Source organism: Aquicoccus porphyridii (assembly GCF_008369105.1).
Classification (GTDB): Bacteria; Pseudomonadota; Alphaproteobacteria; order Rhodobacterales; family Rhodobacteraceae; genus Aquicoccus; species Aquicoccus porphyridii.
Map to the genome: position 1 here is coordinate 1 of NZ_VINQ01000031.1, position 17,392 is coordinate 17,392.

Genomic DNA, 17,392 nt, shown 5'->3' on the forward strand with positions numbered 1-17,392 from the left:
CAAGAACCGCGCATAGCGCCAACCCGGACCCCCGCAGGCCCGCCGCCGCTGCGCTATGTGAGGGCTACGCAGCGCCGGGCCTGCTCAGCTCAAAGGGGTCAATTTTGAATGCCGATAGGGGGTCAGCTTTGGATGCCGATTGACAGGGTGCGGCTCGTGCTGGTCAACGTCTTTCTTTCATTCGCCAACCTCTCAGTCCCCTATAACGCTTTGACCAATGCGCCAGCAGAACTCGGAGCCGGAATCCTCGATTCCCTCTCTGGGGGCAGTGTTGGAAATCTCTATGACGGCATAGACGATCTCTACTCCCAAGCCCTGAATGTCGGACAGGCGATCAGCCAGAATGGCGGCTGGCTGGCCGGTGCCATGACCAGCGTGGTCATGTTTCTTGTGGCCGCCGCCATGGCGACGATCACCATCATCGTTCTGTCGGCTGCCAAGATCATGTTGGCGGTATTGATCGCTATCGCACCTGTGGCCGTGGCCTGCACCTTGTTCAAACAATCCGCGCCACTGTTCGAGGCCTGGGTCAAACTCGCCATCGGTTTTTCCTTTGTGCCACTTTTCGTGGCTGCCATGGCAGGATTTACCATTGCCACTGGCAACGCCGTCGCGCCGGGGAGCCTCGACAGCGTCGAAACACTCGGGGACGCGATTTCGTTCGTCGTGGTGATGATGATCGGCGCCGGCCTGATGTTGCTCGTGCCAACTTTCGCGCAAGGGCTTGCCGCCACGAACATCGGCCTCGCCTCGATCGGTGCAAATGCCGCGCGGATGCCCGGGAACGCGTGGCGCAATACCGGTGCCGCGATCCGGGGCGGAGATGACATGCGACGGGGCTTCAACGCAGGACTTCAGGGACAAGGCGTCTCCGACCGATCGTCCAGCGCAGCCCGTGCCGGGAGCTATGCGGGCGGTGCGGTCAAGCTCGCCGGAAAGATGAAGAAGGGATAGTCATGAGTGATTTCGATATCGATTTGGTGATGGGTCCGCGCCGGGCAGCGCGCGCCGCATGGATCGTTGCGAGCTGTTCCTGCGCCGTATCCGTGCTGTTGGCCCTGACCATCACGGTCATGTTGCCCCTGCGCGAAACCGAAGTGTTTACCGTCCTCGTTGACAGCACGTCAGGTGCAGCAGAACGCATCTACCAGGTTCAGCCGACCGGTATCACCGATGAGGAAGCGATCAAGGAATCCCTGCTTGTCAGCTATATCAGCGACCGCGAGAGCTATTTCAGGAACGGCATTCAGGAACGGCTCGAAAGTGTCCAGCGGCGCTCCAGCGGGCCGGCCCGCGCCTCACTGATAGAGCTCTGGACCACGGGTTCCGAGAATTATCCACCGCGCAGCTACGGCGCGAATGCGCAGGTCGGTGTCCGTGTGCGGGCGATCACCTTCCTGCAGGACGAAGTGGCCCAGATCCGGTTCGACAAACGCCTCACCCGACCCAACCAGACACCGGTCACGCAAACATTCATCGCCACCGTAGGGTTTGAGTTTACCCCCCGCCGCGAACGCTCCCTGACACGCGTTTGGGAAAATCCCCTTGGCTTCTCGGTGACCGCTTACCGGGTCGATGCCGAAACACTGACACGAGAATAATTCATGAAAACTTTTCTACTGGCCATCGCAACGGTCGGCGGGTTGCTTGGAACGCCCGCCTTGGCCGAGCGCGCACCGGTCACCATGGGTCAGGACGCCCGCGTTCGCCACGTGACCTTCAACCCTACGGATGTGATCCGGATCGACACCCACCTTCGGGTAAACACGTCAATCGAACTCGGTCCCGGCGAACGGATCAATCAAGTCCTGATCGGTGACTCCGCGTCCTATGAAGTGGAGGTTCTGTCAAACCGCAATACGATCTCGATCAAGCCTGTCGAGGCACGGGCTGCGACAAACCTGACGATCTTTACCAACCGCCGCGCTGTCGCCTTCTATCTGACAGAGGGACGCTCGCGGACACAGTCTTTCCGGGTCGTCGTAAACTTTCCCGACGAGCGACCCGCCGGGCGCCAGCTTGCGGCTGGAGGCCGAGATACCGGCTATCAGTTCGCGGGCAGCGGTGCGATCCGCCCGGTGCGGGTCTGGAATGATGGGCGCTCGACCTTCTTTGAATTCCGGCCCGGCGTGCGGCCCTCGATCTTCGGCTTGAACGCCCAGGGCTACGAGATCACCCAGAACAGCCAGACGCAAGGTGCGGTCGTGCGGGTCACCGGCGTGCGGGACGCCTACACGATCCGAATGGGCGACGATCATATCTGCATTACCCGGGAAACTGGTGGGTTCACGACCGAGGCTGCTGCCGTGGCCGCCCTGCGTGGGCGGGAGTTCTGATCATGAGCGACGAGAAAACCGGGGAAAAGGAATACAGCTTCGCGCCCAAGCGGCGTGCATCTCTCGGGCTCAGGCTTGGTCTGGGTGCGCTCCTGTTGGTGGGGACCGCCATCATTGCCTACCCGCTTGTGCAAGGAAGCGGCATCAATTCTGCCGTTGAAACATCGAAAGCCGACGACTTTCAGGATCAGGTCGACGGTGACGGGTTCGGCCGCATGACAACCGAAGCTGAACCGACCGAACAAAGATCCGAGCCGAGGTTCGATCCCGGACCAATCGAGGATGAACTCGCGGCGCAGCGCCAGGCGCTCGAGGAACAGAACGCCAAGCTTGCAAGCGACGTAGTCGCCCTACAAGCCCAGTTGGCAAGGCTGGCCGAGGCCCCTGCCCCCGATAATTCCGCCGAATTGGCCGAAGCGCTGCGCTCGGTCCAGGACCAGAACACCGCGATCATTGCCCAGATGCAAAGCGAGATGGACACCCGATTGGCAGAAGCAGATCTTGAAGCGCAAAAGCGCATCGCGACGCAGGTTGCCGCACACGCACGTATTTCCGATGGCCGGATGGAGCAGTTGAAGGAGCAAATTCTCGGCCTGCAGCGCCAGAACGATGCCCTGCAGCAGCAAATCGATGGCGGCATGAGTGACGCCCTGCGCGCGCAATCCGAGCGGGATCAACTCGCCGCCGAGGAAGCAGCGCGACGGGTTGAGCTGGACCGTCGGCGGGCCGAGGCGACCGCGCTGCGCGACACACAAATCCGGTCCGAAGGGGTGATCTTTGATGCGGGCGGCCAGACGGGCAGTCCGGCATCCGGCCCCGAGAGGGGGCCTGCGGTCGGAGATGCAGCGGCGCGCGCCTTCGTGTTGGACGGTGCCCAGCCCGTTCAAGTCACGACAGCGGAAGTTATCGCCAATCCTTCCAATACGGTTCTGCAGGGCACGCTCATTCAAGCGTCACTGGAAACCGCCATCGAATCCACATTGCCCGGACAGATTACCGCCATCGTGAACTACCCGGTCTGGAGTTTCGATCAGTCCCGCGTTCTCATTCCCGAGGGCTCCCGCCTCTTCGGGACCTACAATTCGAATGTCTCTTTGGGCCAGGCCCGCATTCTGGTTGGCTGGTCACGCATCGTCACACCCGAAGGGCAATCGGTTCAGCTCGCCGCATTTGGCGCGGACGACCAGGGCCGCTCTGGTGTGACAGGCTCTGTGAACTCCCGCTTCGGGCTGCGCTTTGGCACAGCCGCATTGCTCTCGATCATCGGCGCAGGACCGGCAATCGCCGCATCCGAGGCCAGATCCGAGGCCGGATCAGAATTTGCCGAGGATGTCGCGGGCAGATTTGCGAAGGCCACCGATGCGGCGATCGGCGAATACGCCACCTTGCCTCCGATTATCTCGGTCCAGCCAGGTGCTGCGATCAGCGTGATCGTCGACCGTGATCTCGAGTTCTATTAAGTGCGTTTCGGGTTCGACAAAATAATCATGTGTCGAAACACGCGTTCAACCGAAGGGAGAGGCCGCGTGTCTCAAAGCAACACAAACCTGAAACGCACAGGCAGCCACCCATGAACCAGGCGGCAGAAAAGACCAGTTTTCTTTCGACCTATCTAAAACCCCTGGCTGCACCGCTCGCCGATCCCTGCGTGGTCGAAATAGCGGTCAATCCCGATGGAAAGGTCTGGGTGGAAACCCGGGGGGCTGAGCATATGGTCGGCCTCGAGGGCGTGTTCTACTCCCCTGCCCAAGCTCGGGATCTTGCAACATCCATTGCCAGCGCCACCTACGGGCAGATCAGCGAGAAAAAGCCGCTGGTCTCCGGCAAGATCGAGATGAATGGCAAGCCGATCCGGGCACAGGTCGTCTATCCACCGGTCGTGGATGGCGGGCCGTCGATCACCTTGCGCCGCTACAGTGAAGATCAACTCACCTTGGGCGACATCGGTCTGTTGCACGGTGCACTGGTAAACCTGGACGCCGAACGACAGGCAAAAGCCGAACGGGTGATCGCACTGACCGAGGCGGGGGATATTCGAGCCGCCATGAAACTCTGCATCGACGAGCGGTTGAACATCATGATCAGCGGCGGGACGTCCACGGGCAAAACGACTTTTGCCCGGGCGCTTCTCGCGCTGGTGACCGAGACGGAACGTATCGTGACCATCGAGGACGCATTCGAGCTCTTTCCTCCGCAGCCCAATCGCGCGATGCTCAAGGCGGACCGTATCCCCTCAAGTGAACGCACTGCGGCCAAATTGCTGGAGACCTCTTTGCGCATGCGTCCTGACCGGATCATTCTTGGCGAGTTGCGCGGCGATGAGTGCAAGACCTTCCTCGACGCGATCAATACCGGCCATTCAGGCTCATTCACCACAATTCACGCCGATACCGCGCAGAAGGCGCTCGACCGCCTTGCCCTCATGGTCATGTCCGTGGGCATCAATATGAGCTTTGAGGAGGTAAGGCGCTATGCCGCCTCCAGCATCGATGTCGTGGTGCAGCTTGGGCGGAAGGAGGGACGGCGCGGGGTCGAACAGGTGTGGCTGCCGGACAGTTCAAATCCATGAGGGAATCTGCTGGCTCGCGGCAGATGTAGCGGGCGCCCAGCGAAGATGCATGAGAAAGCATTCCATTCGGTAAACGTAAATAAATTCGTTTACCGGTTGCCGCGGTCAACCCAAAACTATAGGTTTACCGAACTAGCAACCTGGAGGCCGACATGGCGAACCTGAGCTCTGTGGCACGGTCTGCCTATGGCGACCTGTTGCGCCTGTTGAAAGACGACATGGTCGCGAATGTCCGCGGCTCGCTCGTCACCAAGGAGCGCGGCGGCAAGGTCTATTGGTACGCGGCCGAGAAGATCGGCAGCGATGTGAAATTCTGGTATATCGGTCCCGACAGCACTGAGACACGCAATCGCGTCGACCGTATGAACGCACTGCGCGAACAGGGAGCGGAACGCAAGAAGGAGCGTGCCAGGCTTGCGCGTCTGTTGCGCGCCGAGGGCATGACCCCGATCGACCGCGGCACAGGCGGGCTGCTGCTTGCCATGGCCAAGGTCGGAACCTTCAGGTTGGGCGGAACGCTGATCGGTACGAATGCCTTTCGCTTAATGGAGGGGGAGCTGGGCACCACCCTTCCCCTTGGCAGCGCGGCGAACACGGGAGATGTCGACATCGCGCAATTCGAGCGCCTGTCCGTTGTCTTGCAGGACGCCGTCGAACCATCGCTTGCCGAAACCTTCTCGGCGCTCAAATTCGATCCTGTTCAGGGCCTTGATCCAGGCAGTGTCTGGCGCTGGCGGCAAAGCGGACAGACAGGTATGATGGTCGAATTCCTGACGCCATCTTTTGATGCGGAAGAAGGCATTCGCGATCTTCCCGCCCTCGGCGTCAAAGCGCGGGCCCTGCATCACCTGAACTACCTGATTTCCGATCCGATCCATGCCGTCGCGCTCTATCGTGACGGTATCCTTGTGCAAATCCCAAGGCCTGAGAAATTCGCCGTCCACAAGCTGGTCGTTGCGGACCGCCGCCGCGACGGGCCTGCATCCTTCAAAGCCGAAAAGGACCGTCAGCAGGCCGCGTTCATCATCGAGACAATGTCCGAGGATCGCCCCTCCGACATCTGGGACGCTTACGCCGACGCAATGTCGCGAGGCCCAAAATGGCGAGAGAGAATCGGACGGACGCTGGAACGCATGCCGGACACGCGCGAGATGCTGAAGGCATGCGAGGCAGGGTAGCACTGTCACTCTGATCCGCTCCAAGATCGAGGCCTATACGCAAGATCCGGTATCACACGCCAATAATGTGAAGTCACTCAAGGGCCGAGCGGTATTCGGCCGCAAGTAGGCGATTGGCACGCTATTATGGATGATCAAGGTAACATTCTGGCTATTCTGGATATCGGACCCGGTAGCAGAATCTATGACTGAAGGGACATAACATGCACGAGATGGTGACGATCCCTCGCGAGGAGTACGACCGCCTGCGCCTGCGGGCTGCTGCTGAGGATCTGGTGATCTACAGAGCTATGACCGTGCCAAGGCAGCGCTGGCCGCAAAAGCGGGCGTGAACCGCGTCACTGTGACTGAGATCGAAACCGGCCGAAAAAAGGTTCGGTCACAACCCTGCGCGCATTGGCAAGTGCCCTCGACGTCACACTCGACGATCTGGCGGAATGACACCAGCTCACTTCTGACGGTCCGAAGACCCGCGACGCGGACAGCCAGAAAGCCGTCGGGCCGGAATTGGCGTCACTTGCGGACAAATGCGAAGTCCCGCGAAAATTCGCGGTGTCTGTACAAGTTGAACGCTTGCGGATTGAGTGTGCGGGACTCCCCCGCCGTTCGCCGCACCGCTGCAGCCAAGTCCTGCAAGGTTTGTGATACACAGTCTCCCAGCAGCGGCCGTTCATGTTGTGTGAGGCGAATGCCGGGTCAGAGCCCAAAGTTACCGCCAGCCCTAAAAGGGCCAGCGGCTTTTAGATGACGGCTCAATCCTCGGGTGGAAGCAGGTCTGGGTTCCAGACGATTTCCCAGAGGTGCCCGTCAGGGTCGCGGAAATAGCCCGCGTAGCCACCGTAGAATGTGTCTTGGGCGGATTTGATCACTTCGGCACCTGCCTGCGCCGCAGCCTCCATGCACTGATCGACTTCTTCCTTTCGTGACACGTTGTGGCCGATGGTAAGGGCAGTCGAGCTGACCGGCTGCACTGGCAATCCGGTGTCGTGGGCAATGTTGGCTTGCGCAAAAAGGGCAAGTTTCAAACACCCAGACAGGTCAAAGAACGCCACCGCCCCATGTTCAAATTCTTGGCCGATGATGCCTTTCGTTGGCAGTCCAAGGCCGTCGCGATAAAAAGAAAGCGACCGTTCGAGATTGCTTACGCCGAGTGTTAGTACGGAAATTCTAGGTTTCATGTCATGCCCTTCCTATCGGCATCTGCACCACGCAGAGCCTTGATAGTCTTGGGCCGTTGCCTTGCAACGGAAGGACCCGCAGAGCGGGGGTCGGGCCAACCTTCCCGAGCCTAACCTGTTTCAGACCAGAAGAGGTTAGGCCGGAAATCTGGGCCGGTCAACGGTAGCAAAGTCCGCACTTGTTCCATTCCGGCATCGTGCAGCGAATGGCCACCCTTGCGGGACCGAGAACCATTTACTCAGAATGAGGGGAACCGGTCTCAACCTGAAAGTTCTGGCGCTACTCTTGCTGATGCTTTCGATGGGTTGATGGACCGCCCACGTGGCCTATGCACCCGTGTCGACCAACGAGGCGCGCCTGCGGCGCGCAGGATTTCACCCCTATCCGCAACAGAACCCAGAGCTAACGGGTTTTGGGCAACTTGGGCTCCGCCAGGCCTGATGAGGTCTTCCGACTACCTGAGCGCGTTTTCTTTGGCCGTGTCTTTGCGGCCTCGGAGAAGCCTCGCAGCGCTCCTGCATAGGCCTGCACCGCAGTTTCGAAATCCTTGTCGCCCATGGAGATCGCCGCGGGTGCTGCGGGTTCTGGTTGCTCGAGGGTGATTTTCTTCGGCCTGCTCGAGACTGGCGCTGCAGCAGGAGGATAGGGCAAGGCATGCCCCTGCCGTGCTTTGTCGATCCCCGCAAAATGCCGGTCCGCATAGTAACGGATGTGATCCGCCTTGATGGGATATTGCCCTTCGGGCAGGACAAGGACCTTGTCGAGCGGGAAACGCAGCAATTCAGCGGGGGATACCAGCGCCCGTTCTTCCGAGCGACGGCTGATATTTGCGCTTTCCGAGAGCTTGCGCACGGTTGCCTGTGATCTGGTCTTGCCCACGATCGTGCGCTTGCCGAGGGCTGCGGACAGCACGTCGGCGGTGCGATCATCCTGCGGGGTCATGTAAATCTGTACACCCGCACCGGCCTGTAGCGCACGGCGGTCGGTTTCGCCGTAGATGCCCTCAAGACCGGGGATAGACTGCGAGATGATAAAGAGCCGCCCGCCATAGGAACGGATCGTCTTGATGCTCTGCAAGACCAGGGGTTGTTTGCCCAGTTGGTCGAATTCATCCATCAGAAACATGACGGGATGTGGCTCGTCCGGTCCGGGATGCGCGCGCTGCAGACATGCGATGGCATCGGCGAACAGGAGCCGGATCAGGGGGGCCAGTGTTTTCAGGTGCTCCGGCTGCACGACAATATAGAGCGACTGTGGCTCTCGTCGGAACGTCCCGAAGTCGAAATCGCTTGCCTGTGTCGCTCGGTCCACCGCCGGATCGAGCCAAAGCTCCAATCCGGCCCCGCGGATCACACTGACATAGGAATCGAGAATCTTGTCCACTTCGTCGGCCATGCTCAGGAAAATCTCTGCCACCACCGGGTTTGCGGTCTGCATCGCGGCCCGTTTGTAGAATTCCTTTTTATTGCCGCCGCCAGTCATGATCCGCAGCGCCTCACCGATCGTCGGCTTTCCGGTCTCGATGGCATAGAGGCAAGACGCCACGAACAGGCTGCGTCCGGCCTGGAAAAAGCTCTGCGCGTTCACGCTTTCGACGATGAGGAACAAGTCCGCCATGGTGTTGACGGCGGTGTATTGCTGCTCGGGGCTGGGCAGATCGGCAATGCGCTGGAGAGGATTGAACCGGTGCGTGCGGGTCAGGACAGGCCCGTTCTTGCCCTCGGGCTGAACGTAGTCATAGGGCGAAAAATACCAGACCTGATTGTTCAGCGCCTTTTGGCGGTGGATGGATGTCTTCTCGAAATTCTCGCCCTTGACGTCGAGGATCACGGCGCTGCCCTGGAAGTGCAAAAGGTTCGGCAAAACGAAGCCTACCCCTTTGCCCCGGCCCGTTGGCGCGATCATCATTGCGTGTGGGAAGCGATCTGGCGTGGCCGACACGAAAGGCGCGCGGGACGCAGGTGACCCGAGCTTGCCGAACAGAAAGCCGTTTTGGGAAAGAGACGCCGACATACGGTTGCGGCGGAGCTCGGGACGCGACTGGAAATGTGCATCATCATAATCGGTGAGCGACCCGCGATGAACGGATGTCGCCCCTGTCGCCGCCAGCAGAAGGGCTGGAAGTGCCGTGATGAGCCACGCAGTATGTTCCACCGCAGGGTTTGCCTTGATCCGTGGATCAGACAGATTGAGCAGCCAAAGTTCGAAAATATCGAACCCACCCAGGTCTTCGCCAAATCTCGCCATCAGATAGAGCGTGGCGATCGCGGCACCGATCCAGGTGCCAACACCGAGACCGAGCAGGATGGCGATCGGATACCGCCAACGGCTTTCCATTGCATGCAGCATGTTTTGAATCCTCTAGAGCCCGTAATCGCCACTGGTATCGTCCCGGTCGCGCCCCCGCTCCTCGGCGCGCTCGAAAGCCTCGATCCGGGTCCGGTAGGTGGCGGCGGGTTCGCTGTCGCGGCCGGCAATGTCATCACCCGCATCCATTGCGGCGATGGCCTTTAGCTCCGAGAACATGGCTTGTCGCAGACCAGGGTCTTCGATGCGGTCCATGAGCGGATCGATCCGGCCCGCTGCCAACTGATCCATATCCCCGTCGCGCAGGTCTTGCCGCACGTCGGAGATCAGCTTGTCCAGCGTGGCGATGTCGGCAAGGCGACTGCCCTGCCCCGCGTCGAGAATGTCCTGACGCGCCAGATCCGCCAAAAGATCACGATCCATGTGCAGCCCCGCAAAAACATCACGCGCGCGCGCCTGCAGGTCGCGTTCGAGCCCAAGCCAGTCCGAGCGCTCCTGTGCGTCCACTGGGCGTGAGGCTTCGAGTTGCGCCTCGCTGCGATGGGGTGTGGTGAAACGGGCTGCAACTTCTTCGATGCTGCTGCCCGCCTCCTCGAGCCGTGCCTCCACCGGTGCCAGAACCCGCGCCAATTCCACTCGGAAACTACCCAGTGTAGCACCGGCCTCAGCCGAGAGCGGATTGCCCTCGTCTCCTGCCCGTGCGGCCAGCCCCGCAATCCCCTGCACTCTGTAGGGATCGCGCTCGGGCGACACCGATGAAGAATGATCCGCAAGAAAGTCGCGGCCCAGAAGCGTGCCCATTTCGCGGGCCTGCCCGGCAAAGAGCTGTTCCAGTTCGACCTTTTCGGCACCGGGAGCCATGTCCTGAATGGCGCTCCAGGCGGTGTCGGCTTCCGCCTGCAATGTCTCGCGGGCGGCGATCAGACGACCGATCACATCCGCTCCGGCAGCGGGGATATCAACCCCTTCGGCAAACCCTTCCTTCACCGGCATTCCTTTCATCAAGTTGGTGGCGGCAAGCTCTGCGCCCTCCGCGATGCGCCCCATCCATCCATCCGGAGGGGTGTCGGCATCCAGGCCCATCCCCGCAAGTTGCGCCAGCTGCCGATACCCCTCAGCGTGCCTGCGTATCTCGGCCTCTCGCAGAGCGCGGCTTGCAGGATCCAGCGGAGCAACCACTGGCTCCCGTCCCTCCTTGCGGGCCGCCTGCAAATCAGTGTCCCGCGGGGCGTTTTCCATGATGCCGCGCGACAGACGGGAAGAGGCGTTCAGCACCAGCCCGTGCTCACCCGCGATCTGCGCATGCAGCTCGCGCATCATGTCATAGCTGATCTCGGAATGGCGGCTGATCGAGAGGAACTTGCCGTCCTCCATCCCGACCTTGTCGACAAGAACATGGGCATGCACATGATCTGTGTTGCAATGAAGGGCCGCCACATACCGATATCGATCCCGGTAATCCCCGCCGAACACCTCCTGCGCCCATTCGCGCGAGATGGCTTCCGCCAACTCCGCCTCGGTTCCCTTGGGAAAGGACAGGATGATGTGATCGGTATGACCCCGTTTCGGGGCCCCGCACCAGGATGCACTCCAATCGGCAATGACATTTTCCATCCCCCGCTCGCCAAAGACGCGATCGATGCCGATCTGGTTCGACCAGGCTGCGACCCGCGCCTCGTCGCGCAGGATGTATTTCATCTGCCGGCGTAACTCTTTGGGTGAATGACACCCGCCAGCACCGACCCGCTTCACCACGCTTTGCGGCACCCGCAGCGCGTTCCAGGACATCACCGCAACAGCCCCGCCGGACGCGCCACGCCGACGGACCGACGATACGCGCGCCTCGCCTGTCATGGCTGCAGACCGCCGACCCACATGAGGCAGTATCTCGCCCAATACCGCCTGCTGGAGGGTGCGTGCTTCAGCCATCGCGCTGCCCCTCCCCGACGTCCCGAAGATCGGACACCCGGACGAAGGACCCGCGCAGCGAGGCCGCACGCAAGGCCTGCACAGCCTGGGCTACCTCTTCGGCTCGATCCGCAAGCCGACCGACCAGTGCCGCGTCGCGCGCGTTCCACCGCAGCTTGCCCGCATGGGCAAGCTTCAGCATCTGCACAAGATTGCGCGCCAAGGCATTGAGCTGATTGGCCGACGCCTTGAGTGCCGCGACCTCGTCCCGGCGAAACGCGACAATGCCGGATGATAGACGGATCATGTGCCGGAGCAGCCCTGACGTGGTCATGCCCGTCTCGGCCACAAGCGCCTCAAATGCTTCAGCCTCGCGGGCGGACACCCGAACCTGCAGCACGCGGCCCTTTGTGGTGCGATCTGTCACCACTCCGCGCGCCCGCACCCGGGCGACAGTGGGCCTGGAGCAGCCAACACGCACGGCGATCTCCCCATCGCCGAGCCCTTGAGCGGCGAGCCGGAGAACCTCCTGTCGGGCTGTGGTGGAGAGGCGTTTGGACATGGGCGGCAAGATTTCTCATTAGATAGTTTTTGTAAACACGAAAACTCTAATGAGTCTCCGCACAAGTTTTGTCATACACAATACCGTTCCTGTCAACGTCCCTTCGGTCCGTTGTCGCACCTTCGGTGATCGGCACGCAGGGCCTTGGCCATGCGTGCTGCAAACCCCACGCGACAACGAACAGACCGAAGGGACACCGCCTCTCCCGCGCCGCGATCCGGGACATTGGCCCGGATCCTGAACAGGCGCGGGGATGACGTCGGCGCAGCCGACACGATATCACTCCATTGGCGTTGAATGCTCAAAGGGGTTTTCCCGGAAGGAGAATAAGACCTTGTGGGATTGGAACGCCTGCGCAGCACCATGCTTATGCCGTTGGTGATGACACGGATGGTTGAGGATCAATTGCCAGACGCCATAAGGCCCATGAGAGCCAACACCTCGAAGGCTTCGGGCATTGCTGGGGCATTGCTGCAACGGCGCGATGGCGCAAGTGATGCATGACACAACGCCTCTTTGCATGCATGCTCGATTGCCCAAACGCGTACGCCGATGATTGCAGCAACAGTAGATCGCCTCAACAGCTACAGATTGTTCTGCCCCAAAAGTTGACCGCCTGTATCGCTCAAGGTGTGGACGCCATCCCAAGGCATCGCCATAACGGATCAAGATATACGTTATGGAGACAGTGAATGCTTGTTGTGACGGCCATCTCCGCGAAGGGCGGTTCGGGAAAGACAACTCTCATACAGATGCTTGCGTCCGCCATGCTGGCACGCGGCCGCCGTGTGCATGTCATGGATGCGGATGCTGACAAGCAGATCCTCGAATGGGAATCAAAAAGCGCGCGCGCCGACTTCGGTGATCTACCACGCCTTCCATGGCCCACGGGCTTGACCGTGGCCGATGCCCCCGAGACCGTTGAAGGCCTTTACCACGCGCTGGACGGCTTTGAGGCTGAAGGTGTGGATCTGGTTCTGATCGACACCCGCCCCGGCGAACACCCCGACACCGAAACACTGGCGCTGGCCTGCGACATGATCCTGGTGCCGGCCGTGCCGGTACAATCGGATTTCGTGGCGGCCCTGAAAACCCTGACATGGGTTATGCGCATGATCGAGACCATCGGGCCGGATGACCCCGCCCCACTGTTTTCAGCCGTATTGATGAACGCGGACAAACGCGCGATCGATTTCGTGACCGCAGGCGATGATATCGAGCGTGATGCGGCAAGACGCAGCGTTCACCGGCAGGACCTCGAGGTCTTCGAGGTGATTTCCGCGCTGCCACTTCTGCCCACGCCGGTGCCCCACCTCGCCGCGATCCAGCGCATGCCGCTGACCGGACCACTGGGATATGTGCGGGACATTTATGAACAGGACCTTCGTCATCGGTTGCAGGCAGGGCATCTTTCCTCAGCCCTCGCCTTATGCAGTGAAGTCCTTTGCGACATCGAGGCAATGGTGGGCTCCGCCAATGGCTAGGAAGATTCCAAACCGGTCCGGGACCGCTGTCTCGAACGAAGACAGGCTGGCGCGGTCGCGGCAGTTCGCCACGAGCGCCACGAAATATGCCGCGTTCAATCAGAGTACGGCGGAAGCGGTCGCGACAGAAGGCCTAGCGGCAATTTCAGTGGACAAGAAAGAACCCCGGAAAGGGGAAAAGGCAGCCTCGGCTGAAACGGCGCGCATCAACTCGGGGGCATCTACCCAGCCGTTGGCGGATGATGCTTGCAGAAATAGCACCGAAGCGCAGTCTCGAACCTATTACGTGCGAATCGGGGCTGAGGATAAGGCACGGATTGATGCGCTGGCAGAACGATCTGGCCTTGACCCGGACTACGTTCAGCGGGCCTTGATCAAAGCGGTTCGCGCCCGCATTCAAAAACTGCGCGACACCGCGACCTGGCATGAGGTTGCCTCCGCTGCACGACCACGCCTGGCCGAGCCCAAAGGCACAGGTTCCCCCTTCATGAAATCGATGATCAGGCTCAACGCCGCCCATGTGGCGGCGTTGCAGACAAGCATTGATGATCCGCTCAACGTCTATGGGGTGACGCAACTGTTATCCGCATTCGGCAAGGCGCTGCTGAGATCAGCGATCGACGAACTCGCTCAAAAGATCAGCGACATCGAAGCCCGGGCAACGGCTCCTGATCCAGCGTGAAGGCATCTCGTGCAGTCACGACAGCGATCTGACCGCCCGCCTCGATCATGTCGATGAGCTGAGCCCATTCTGCAGGATCAGCATCACGTTGTGTTGCGATTCCGTCCCGCACAGAGAAGGCGGCCTGTTCGCCGGTCGCCGCAAGAAACACAACCTGTTGTTGCATCTTGTCATCGCCAGAGCGCGACAAAAAGTACGCGTGACTCACGTTTGAGTTGTAGACACGGTCTGGATCGCAAACTAAGAGCAAGGTCCCGTCGTTTGCAGTCGCAGCATAGGTCTCCAGACCTCGCGACACGCCGATCTCCCACTCGGCAGCGACAGCCGATGAAGCCGCGCCCAGAAAGAGCGCAATATGTAGAGGCCTGTAAAGCAAGTTAGTAAACTCCGTTTTGTGTTGGTTAAGCATATATAGGTACAGGCATATACCTGCCACCTGATAACTGCGGCTCCGACCAAATGGAGGTCAGGAGTTGAGCGTGAAGAATTATGCAGGTTACCCGGTCGAAATTATTTTGGCGACAGTAGATGGTGAAGATGTCGAGGTCGGCGTCGTGTTCCAGTGGATCTGCGGCATGCGCCGTACAAGATGGTCTGATGACTTTGATCCGTCGGACGGTGCGAACCTGAGGTACGAGCCCTATGAGGACGCAGGATAGACCGCCTCCAGCGCTAAAATGCTCGCAAGCGACCGGAGCAGGACACGATTGTGATCCGAGGGCAATGACACCGAGAGAGAGAACACGCGGGGCAGCGATCGTTGCAAAGGCGACGACGGTTTGCAACGCTACCAAAGAAGACCGATAGGAGACCCATGAGATGAAAGAGATTTTCAACGTTGGCGAGACAATCTTGCTGGACGGCGCGCCGCTTGCACTGGTGACCCCCGATGGCGTCAAGGCCTGGATCGAAGACGGCGTTCAGCACAGCTTTCGCTATGACCAAGTGCGCGATCCGCTCAGCGGCCAGATGAAATACCGCTGCCTCTACGAGAAGAACGGGTCGGATATGCCGTTCGTGCTGGTAGGCAACCCTGACAGTGAAGAAGGCGCGCACGTTATTCTGTTCGACCAGAAGCCAGACGCATAGCCCTTCGGAATCTTATGTCAGGTGGCGAACACTAGAGCCCCTCGGCTTCGCTTGGCGGCAGCGTCCGCCTTGCAAGAGGGATGCAGACCCGTCAGAGCTGAAAGCGGATCATGATGGCGACCATGTGGCAAACGGCTTGGGGTGGCTCAGGATGAGACAGACCAAGACGTATTGGCACAGGAAGACAGCAAGGTCAGAATTCAGGGCGGAGCCTCAGCAGCCCGGCCCCGCTTACGGGGCTTGCCCATGTCGAAACCTTCACCATTGTAGACAGTCACGCACATCGCAGCATGGAAGCCTCTTTCCCGGGTGCTGCATCGTGTTCGGCCCATACCGACCATTGGCTTCATGAAGAACGCTTCGGTGCAGATCACGAAACCGGCCATTCGTCCACCGTGCAGCTTTTTGGGTAAGTGATCCGACCGATCCGGCGTGTTTCCTCGACCGCAGACACCGGTCCGGACGAAAAACGCTTGATCTGCTGGCGCCGGCAGGCGACCGTAACGTCAGAGGGCACGTAACTTGGGGAGTGTCGGTTGAATTGAAAGATCAGGTAATCTTTCCAAGACGTGGCAGGTTAAAGGAATTATCGAATGGTTGAAAGCATTTCAAAAAATTATCAAAATACGAAATTCTCGCCAACTCTGTTGAAGCAGGTTCGGAAACATCTTGAAAAGTATGTCGATTCTAACAGTGAACTAAAGTTACAGTATGCGTCGGTTAAAAACGACAACACTAATTACAGCTATAGAGACACGCCTGATGATGAAGCTGAGTTTTACGTCAAGTATGATGAATGTATAGATTACGCCGACGTTCTCTGGGTAACAAATGATATAAACGTCAGTGTATCGATAAATTATCAGAGATTTTTTGATAGCAGCCAGTCAAATATCAAAGTGCGCCTGCCAAATTTATCGGCGATACATGATACGTTTTCTATCTTTGATGATGCTCAAAATGATGCGCACGAACATTTTGATAAAATTGAGAAAGAACGTGTGCCTCCCACGGTATTTTTGGGGCACGGGCGTTCAGCGGCTTGGCGTGACCTGCGCGATCACTTGCGAGACCATCACGGGTATAAAGTAGAAGCATATGAAACGGGCGCGCGCGCTGGACACACAATACGGGATATTGTCGAACAGATGGCAAAAAAATCGGATATGGCCTTTCTCGTACATAGCGCAGAGGATGAGTTACAAAACGGTAGGTTCCAAGCGCGACCGAATGTCATTCACGAAACAGGACTGTTTCAGGGCAAGCTGGGGTTTTCGAGGGCAATCGTACTTTTGGAAGAAGGTTGCGAGGAATTCTCGAACCTGGCAGGAATTCAACAGATAAGGTTCTCAAAAAACAATATCCGAGAAACGTTCGGCGATGTTTTAGGGTCAGGATTCATAACCAATAGATGACGATGGCCGCGAGGGCGATTGCCGAGAGGAACACCTTGGGGCATCGATCATAGCGGGTTGCTACGCGCCTCCAATCTTTGAGCCTGCCGAACATGATCTCGATACGGTTTCGCCGTTTGTAGCGGCGCTTGTCATATTTGACCGGTGTCTTCCGCTGCTTTCGGCCTGGAATGCAAGCGCGTATGCCCTTGTCTTGCAACGCTTCTCTGAACCAGTCGGCGTCGTAGCCGCGATCTCCGAGCAGCCATTTGACGTTTGGCAGGCTGCTGAACAGCGCCCGCGCGCCGACATAGTCACTTACCTGTCCGGCGGTGACAAACAGATCAATCGGCCGTCCCTTGCTGTCACAGATGGCGTGCAGTTTGGTGTTCATACCGCCCTTGGTGCGACCGATCAGGCGACCACGACCCTCTTTTTGGGCCATCATGCTGGTCGCAGTTCGGTGTGCCTTGAGGTATGTTGCGTCGATCATCACGGTCTTCTCTTCGCCGTGTTCTGCAGCCAGCCCGACCATCATCCGAGCGAAGATGCCTTTTGCGGGTTTCAGTAATTCCCGGACAAGCATTTCAGTAATTTCCGGACACGCGTTTCGGTAAATCCCGGACAGTCATTTCGCTAATTCCCGGACAGCTCCGGGAGGGCTTTGGGCCGGTTGGTCATCGCCTGCGCCGTTACGGCATTCT

At 59.3% G+C, this 17,392-nt stretch carries 17 protein-coding genes and 1 pseudogene; 12 read left to right on the top strand and 6 right to left on the bottom strand.

The window, feature by feature from the left end:
• Window positions 1-132: 132 nt before the first annotated feature.
• From FLO80_RS20885 to FLO80_RS23430, 7 genes are all read left to right on the top strand, one after another.
• Window positions 133-954: a TrbL/VirB6 family protein gene (locus tag FLO80_RS20885; RefSeq protein ID WP_188078380.1), complete on the top strand. Its 822-nt coding sequence runs from the start codon at window positions 133-135 to the stop codon at window positions 952-954.
• A 2-nt stretch (window positions 955-956) separates the two neighbouring features.
• Window positions 957-1,601, top strand: a complete 645-nt coding sequence (locus FLO80_RS20890) for a VirB8 family type IV secretion system protein (protein ID WP_111369376.1) — start codon at window positions 957-959, stop codon at window positions 1,599-1,601.
• A 3-nt stretch (window positions 1,602-1,604) separates the two neighbouring features.
• On the top strand, window positions 1,605-2,336 hold the full coding sequence (locus FLO80_RS20895) for a TrbG/VirB9 family P-type conjugative transfer protein (protein WP_111369374.1): 732 nt from the start codon (window positions 1,605-1,607) through the stop codon (window positions 2,334-2,336).
• 2 nt (window positions 2,337-2,338) lie between these two features.
• Window positions 2,339-3,796, top strand: a complete 1,458-nt coding sequence (locus tag FLO80_RS20900; protein ID WP_111369372.1) for a TraB/TrbI/VirB10 family type IV secretion system protein — start codon at window positions 2,339-2,341, stop codon at window positions 3,794-3,796.
• Window positions 3,797-3,906: 110 nt separating this feature from the next.
• The gene (gene virB11 / locus FLO80_RS20905; RefSeq protein ID WP_111369370.1) at window positions 3,907-4,905 is read left to right on the top strand and encodes a P-type DNA transfer ATPase VirB11; all 999 of its coding nucleotides are present in this window, start codon (window positions 3,907-3,909) and stop codon (window positions 4,903-4,905) included.
• Window positions 4,906-5,057: 152 nt separating this feature from the next.
• Window positions 5,058-6,083, top strand: coding sequence for a nucleotidyltransferase family protein (locus tag FLO80_RS20910; protein ID WP_111369368.1), 1,026 nt, complete (start codon window positions 5,058-5,060; stop codon window positions 6,081-6,083).
• A gap of 203 nt (window positions 6,084-6,286) precedes the next feature.
• Window positions 6,287-6,415 carry a hypothetical protein gene (locus FLO80_RS23430; RefSeq protein WP_281287058.1) on the top strand — a complete coding sequence of 43 codons (129 nt, stop codon included), beginning with the start codon at window positions 6,287-6,289 and terminating at the stop codon, window positions 6,413-6,415.
• Window positions 6,416-6,835: 420 nt separating this feature from the next.
• Here the strand turns inward: FLO80_RS23430 and FLO80_RS20915 are convergent, their stop codons facing one another.
• The 4 genes from FLO80_RS20915 to FLO80_RS20930 form a co-directional block, all read right to left on the bottom strand.
• A complete protein-coding gene (locus FLO80_RS20915; RefSeq protein WP_111369366.1) occupies window positions 6,836-7,261 on the bottom strand; it encodes a VOC family protein in 426 nt (141 codons plus the stop codon).
• Window positions 7,262-7,664: 403 nt separating this feature from the next.
• A complete protein-coding gene (locus FLO80_RS20920) occupies window positions 7,665-9,611 on the bottom strand; it encodes a type IV secretory system conjugative DNA transfer family protein (protein WP_111369364.1) in 1,947 nt (648 codons plus the stop codon).
• 12 nt (window positions 9,612-9,623) lie between these two features.
• Complete coding sequence (locus FLO80_RS20925) at window positions 9,624-11,498, bottom strand: relaxase/mobilization nuclease domain-containing protein (protein ID WP_111369362.1); 1,875 nt, start codon at window positions 11,496-11,498, stop codon at window positions 9,624-9,626.
• On the bottom strand, window positions 11,491-12,039 hold the full coding sequence (locus FLO80_RS20930; protein WP_111369360.1) for a helix-turn-helix domain-containing protein: 549 nt from the start codon (window positions 12,037-12,039) through the stop codon (window positions 11,491-11,493). The genes FLO80_RS20925 and FLO80_RS20930 overlap by 8 nt, the downstream gene beginning before the upstream one ends.
• Window positions 12,040-12,731: 692 nt before the next feature.
• On the opposite strand from FLO80_RS20930, the gene FLO80_RS20935 reads away from it, so the two are divergent.
• Together FLO80_RS20935 and FLO80_RS20940 are read left to right on the top strand one after the other, a co-directional pair.
• On the top strand, window positions 12,732-13,523 hold the full coding sequence (locus FLO80_RS20935; protein WP_111369358.1) for a nucleotide-binding protein: 792 nt from the start codon (window positions 12,732-12,734) through the stop codon (window positions 13,521-13,523).
• Window positions 13,516-14,205, top strand: a complete 690-nt coding sequence (locus FLO80_RS20940) for a hypothetical protein (protein ID WP_111369356.1) — start codon at window positions 13,516-13,518, stop codon at window positions 14,203-14,205. Before FLO80_RS20935 ends, FLO80_RS20940 begins: the two co-directional genes overlap by 8 nt.
• Here the strand turns inward: FLO80_RS20940 and FLO80_RS20945 are convergent.
• Window positions 14,162-14,614 (bottom strand): hypothetical protein, encoded by a 453-nt coding sequence (locus FLO80_RS20945; protein ID WP_111369354.1) that lies wholly within the window; start codon window positions 14,612-14,614, stop codon window positions 14,162-14,164. The two genes, FLO80_RS20940 and FLO80_RS20945, sit on opposite strands and share 44 nt — an antisense overlap.
• Before the next feature lie 64 nt (window positions 14,615-14,678).
• Here FLO80_RS20945 and FLO80_RS20950 point away from each other — a divergent pair, with 64 nt between their 5' ends.
• The 3 genes from FLO80_RS20950 to FLO80_RS20960 all read left to right on the top strand — a co-directional run bounded on the left by FLO80_RS20950 (window position 14,679) and on the right by FLO80_RS20960 (window position 16,709).
• Complete coding sequence (locus tag FLO80_RS20950; RefSeq protein WP_146611086.1) at window positions 14,679-14,864, top strand: hypothetical protein; 186 nt, start codon at window positions 14,679-14,681, stop codon at window positions 14,862-14,864.
• Between the two features lie 160 nt (window positions 14,865-15,024).
• On the top strand, window positions 15,025-15,294 hold the full coding sequence (locus tag FLO80_RS20955; RefSeq protein ID WP_111369352.1) for a hypothetical protein: 270 nt from the start codon (window positions 15,025-15,027) through the stop codon (window positions 15,292-15,294).
• A gap of 593 nt (window positions 15,295-15,887) precedes the next feature.
• Window positions 15,888-16,709, top strand: a complete 822-nt coding sequence (locus FLO80_RS20960; RefSeq protein WP_111369350.1) for a TIR domain-containing protein — start codon at window positions 15,888-15,890, stop codon at window positions 16,707-16,709.
• Here FLO80_RS20960 and FLO80_RS20965 read toward each other — a convergent pair.
• A pseudogene (locus tag FLO80_RS20965) lies at window positions 16,693-17,241 on the bottom strand (IS5 family transposase); the annotation flags it as partial. The gene FLO80_RS20960 and the pseudogene FLO80_RS20965 sit on opposite strands and share 17 nt — an antisense overlap.
• Window positions 17,242-17,392 lie beyond the last annotated feature (151 nt).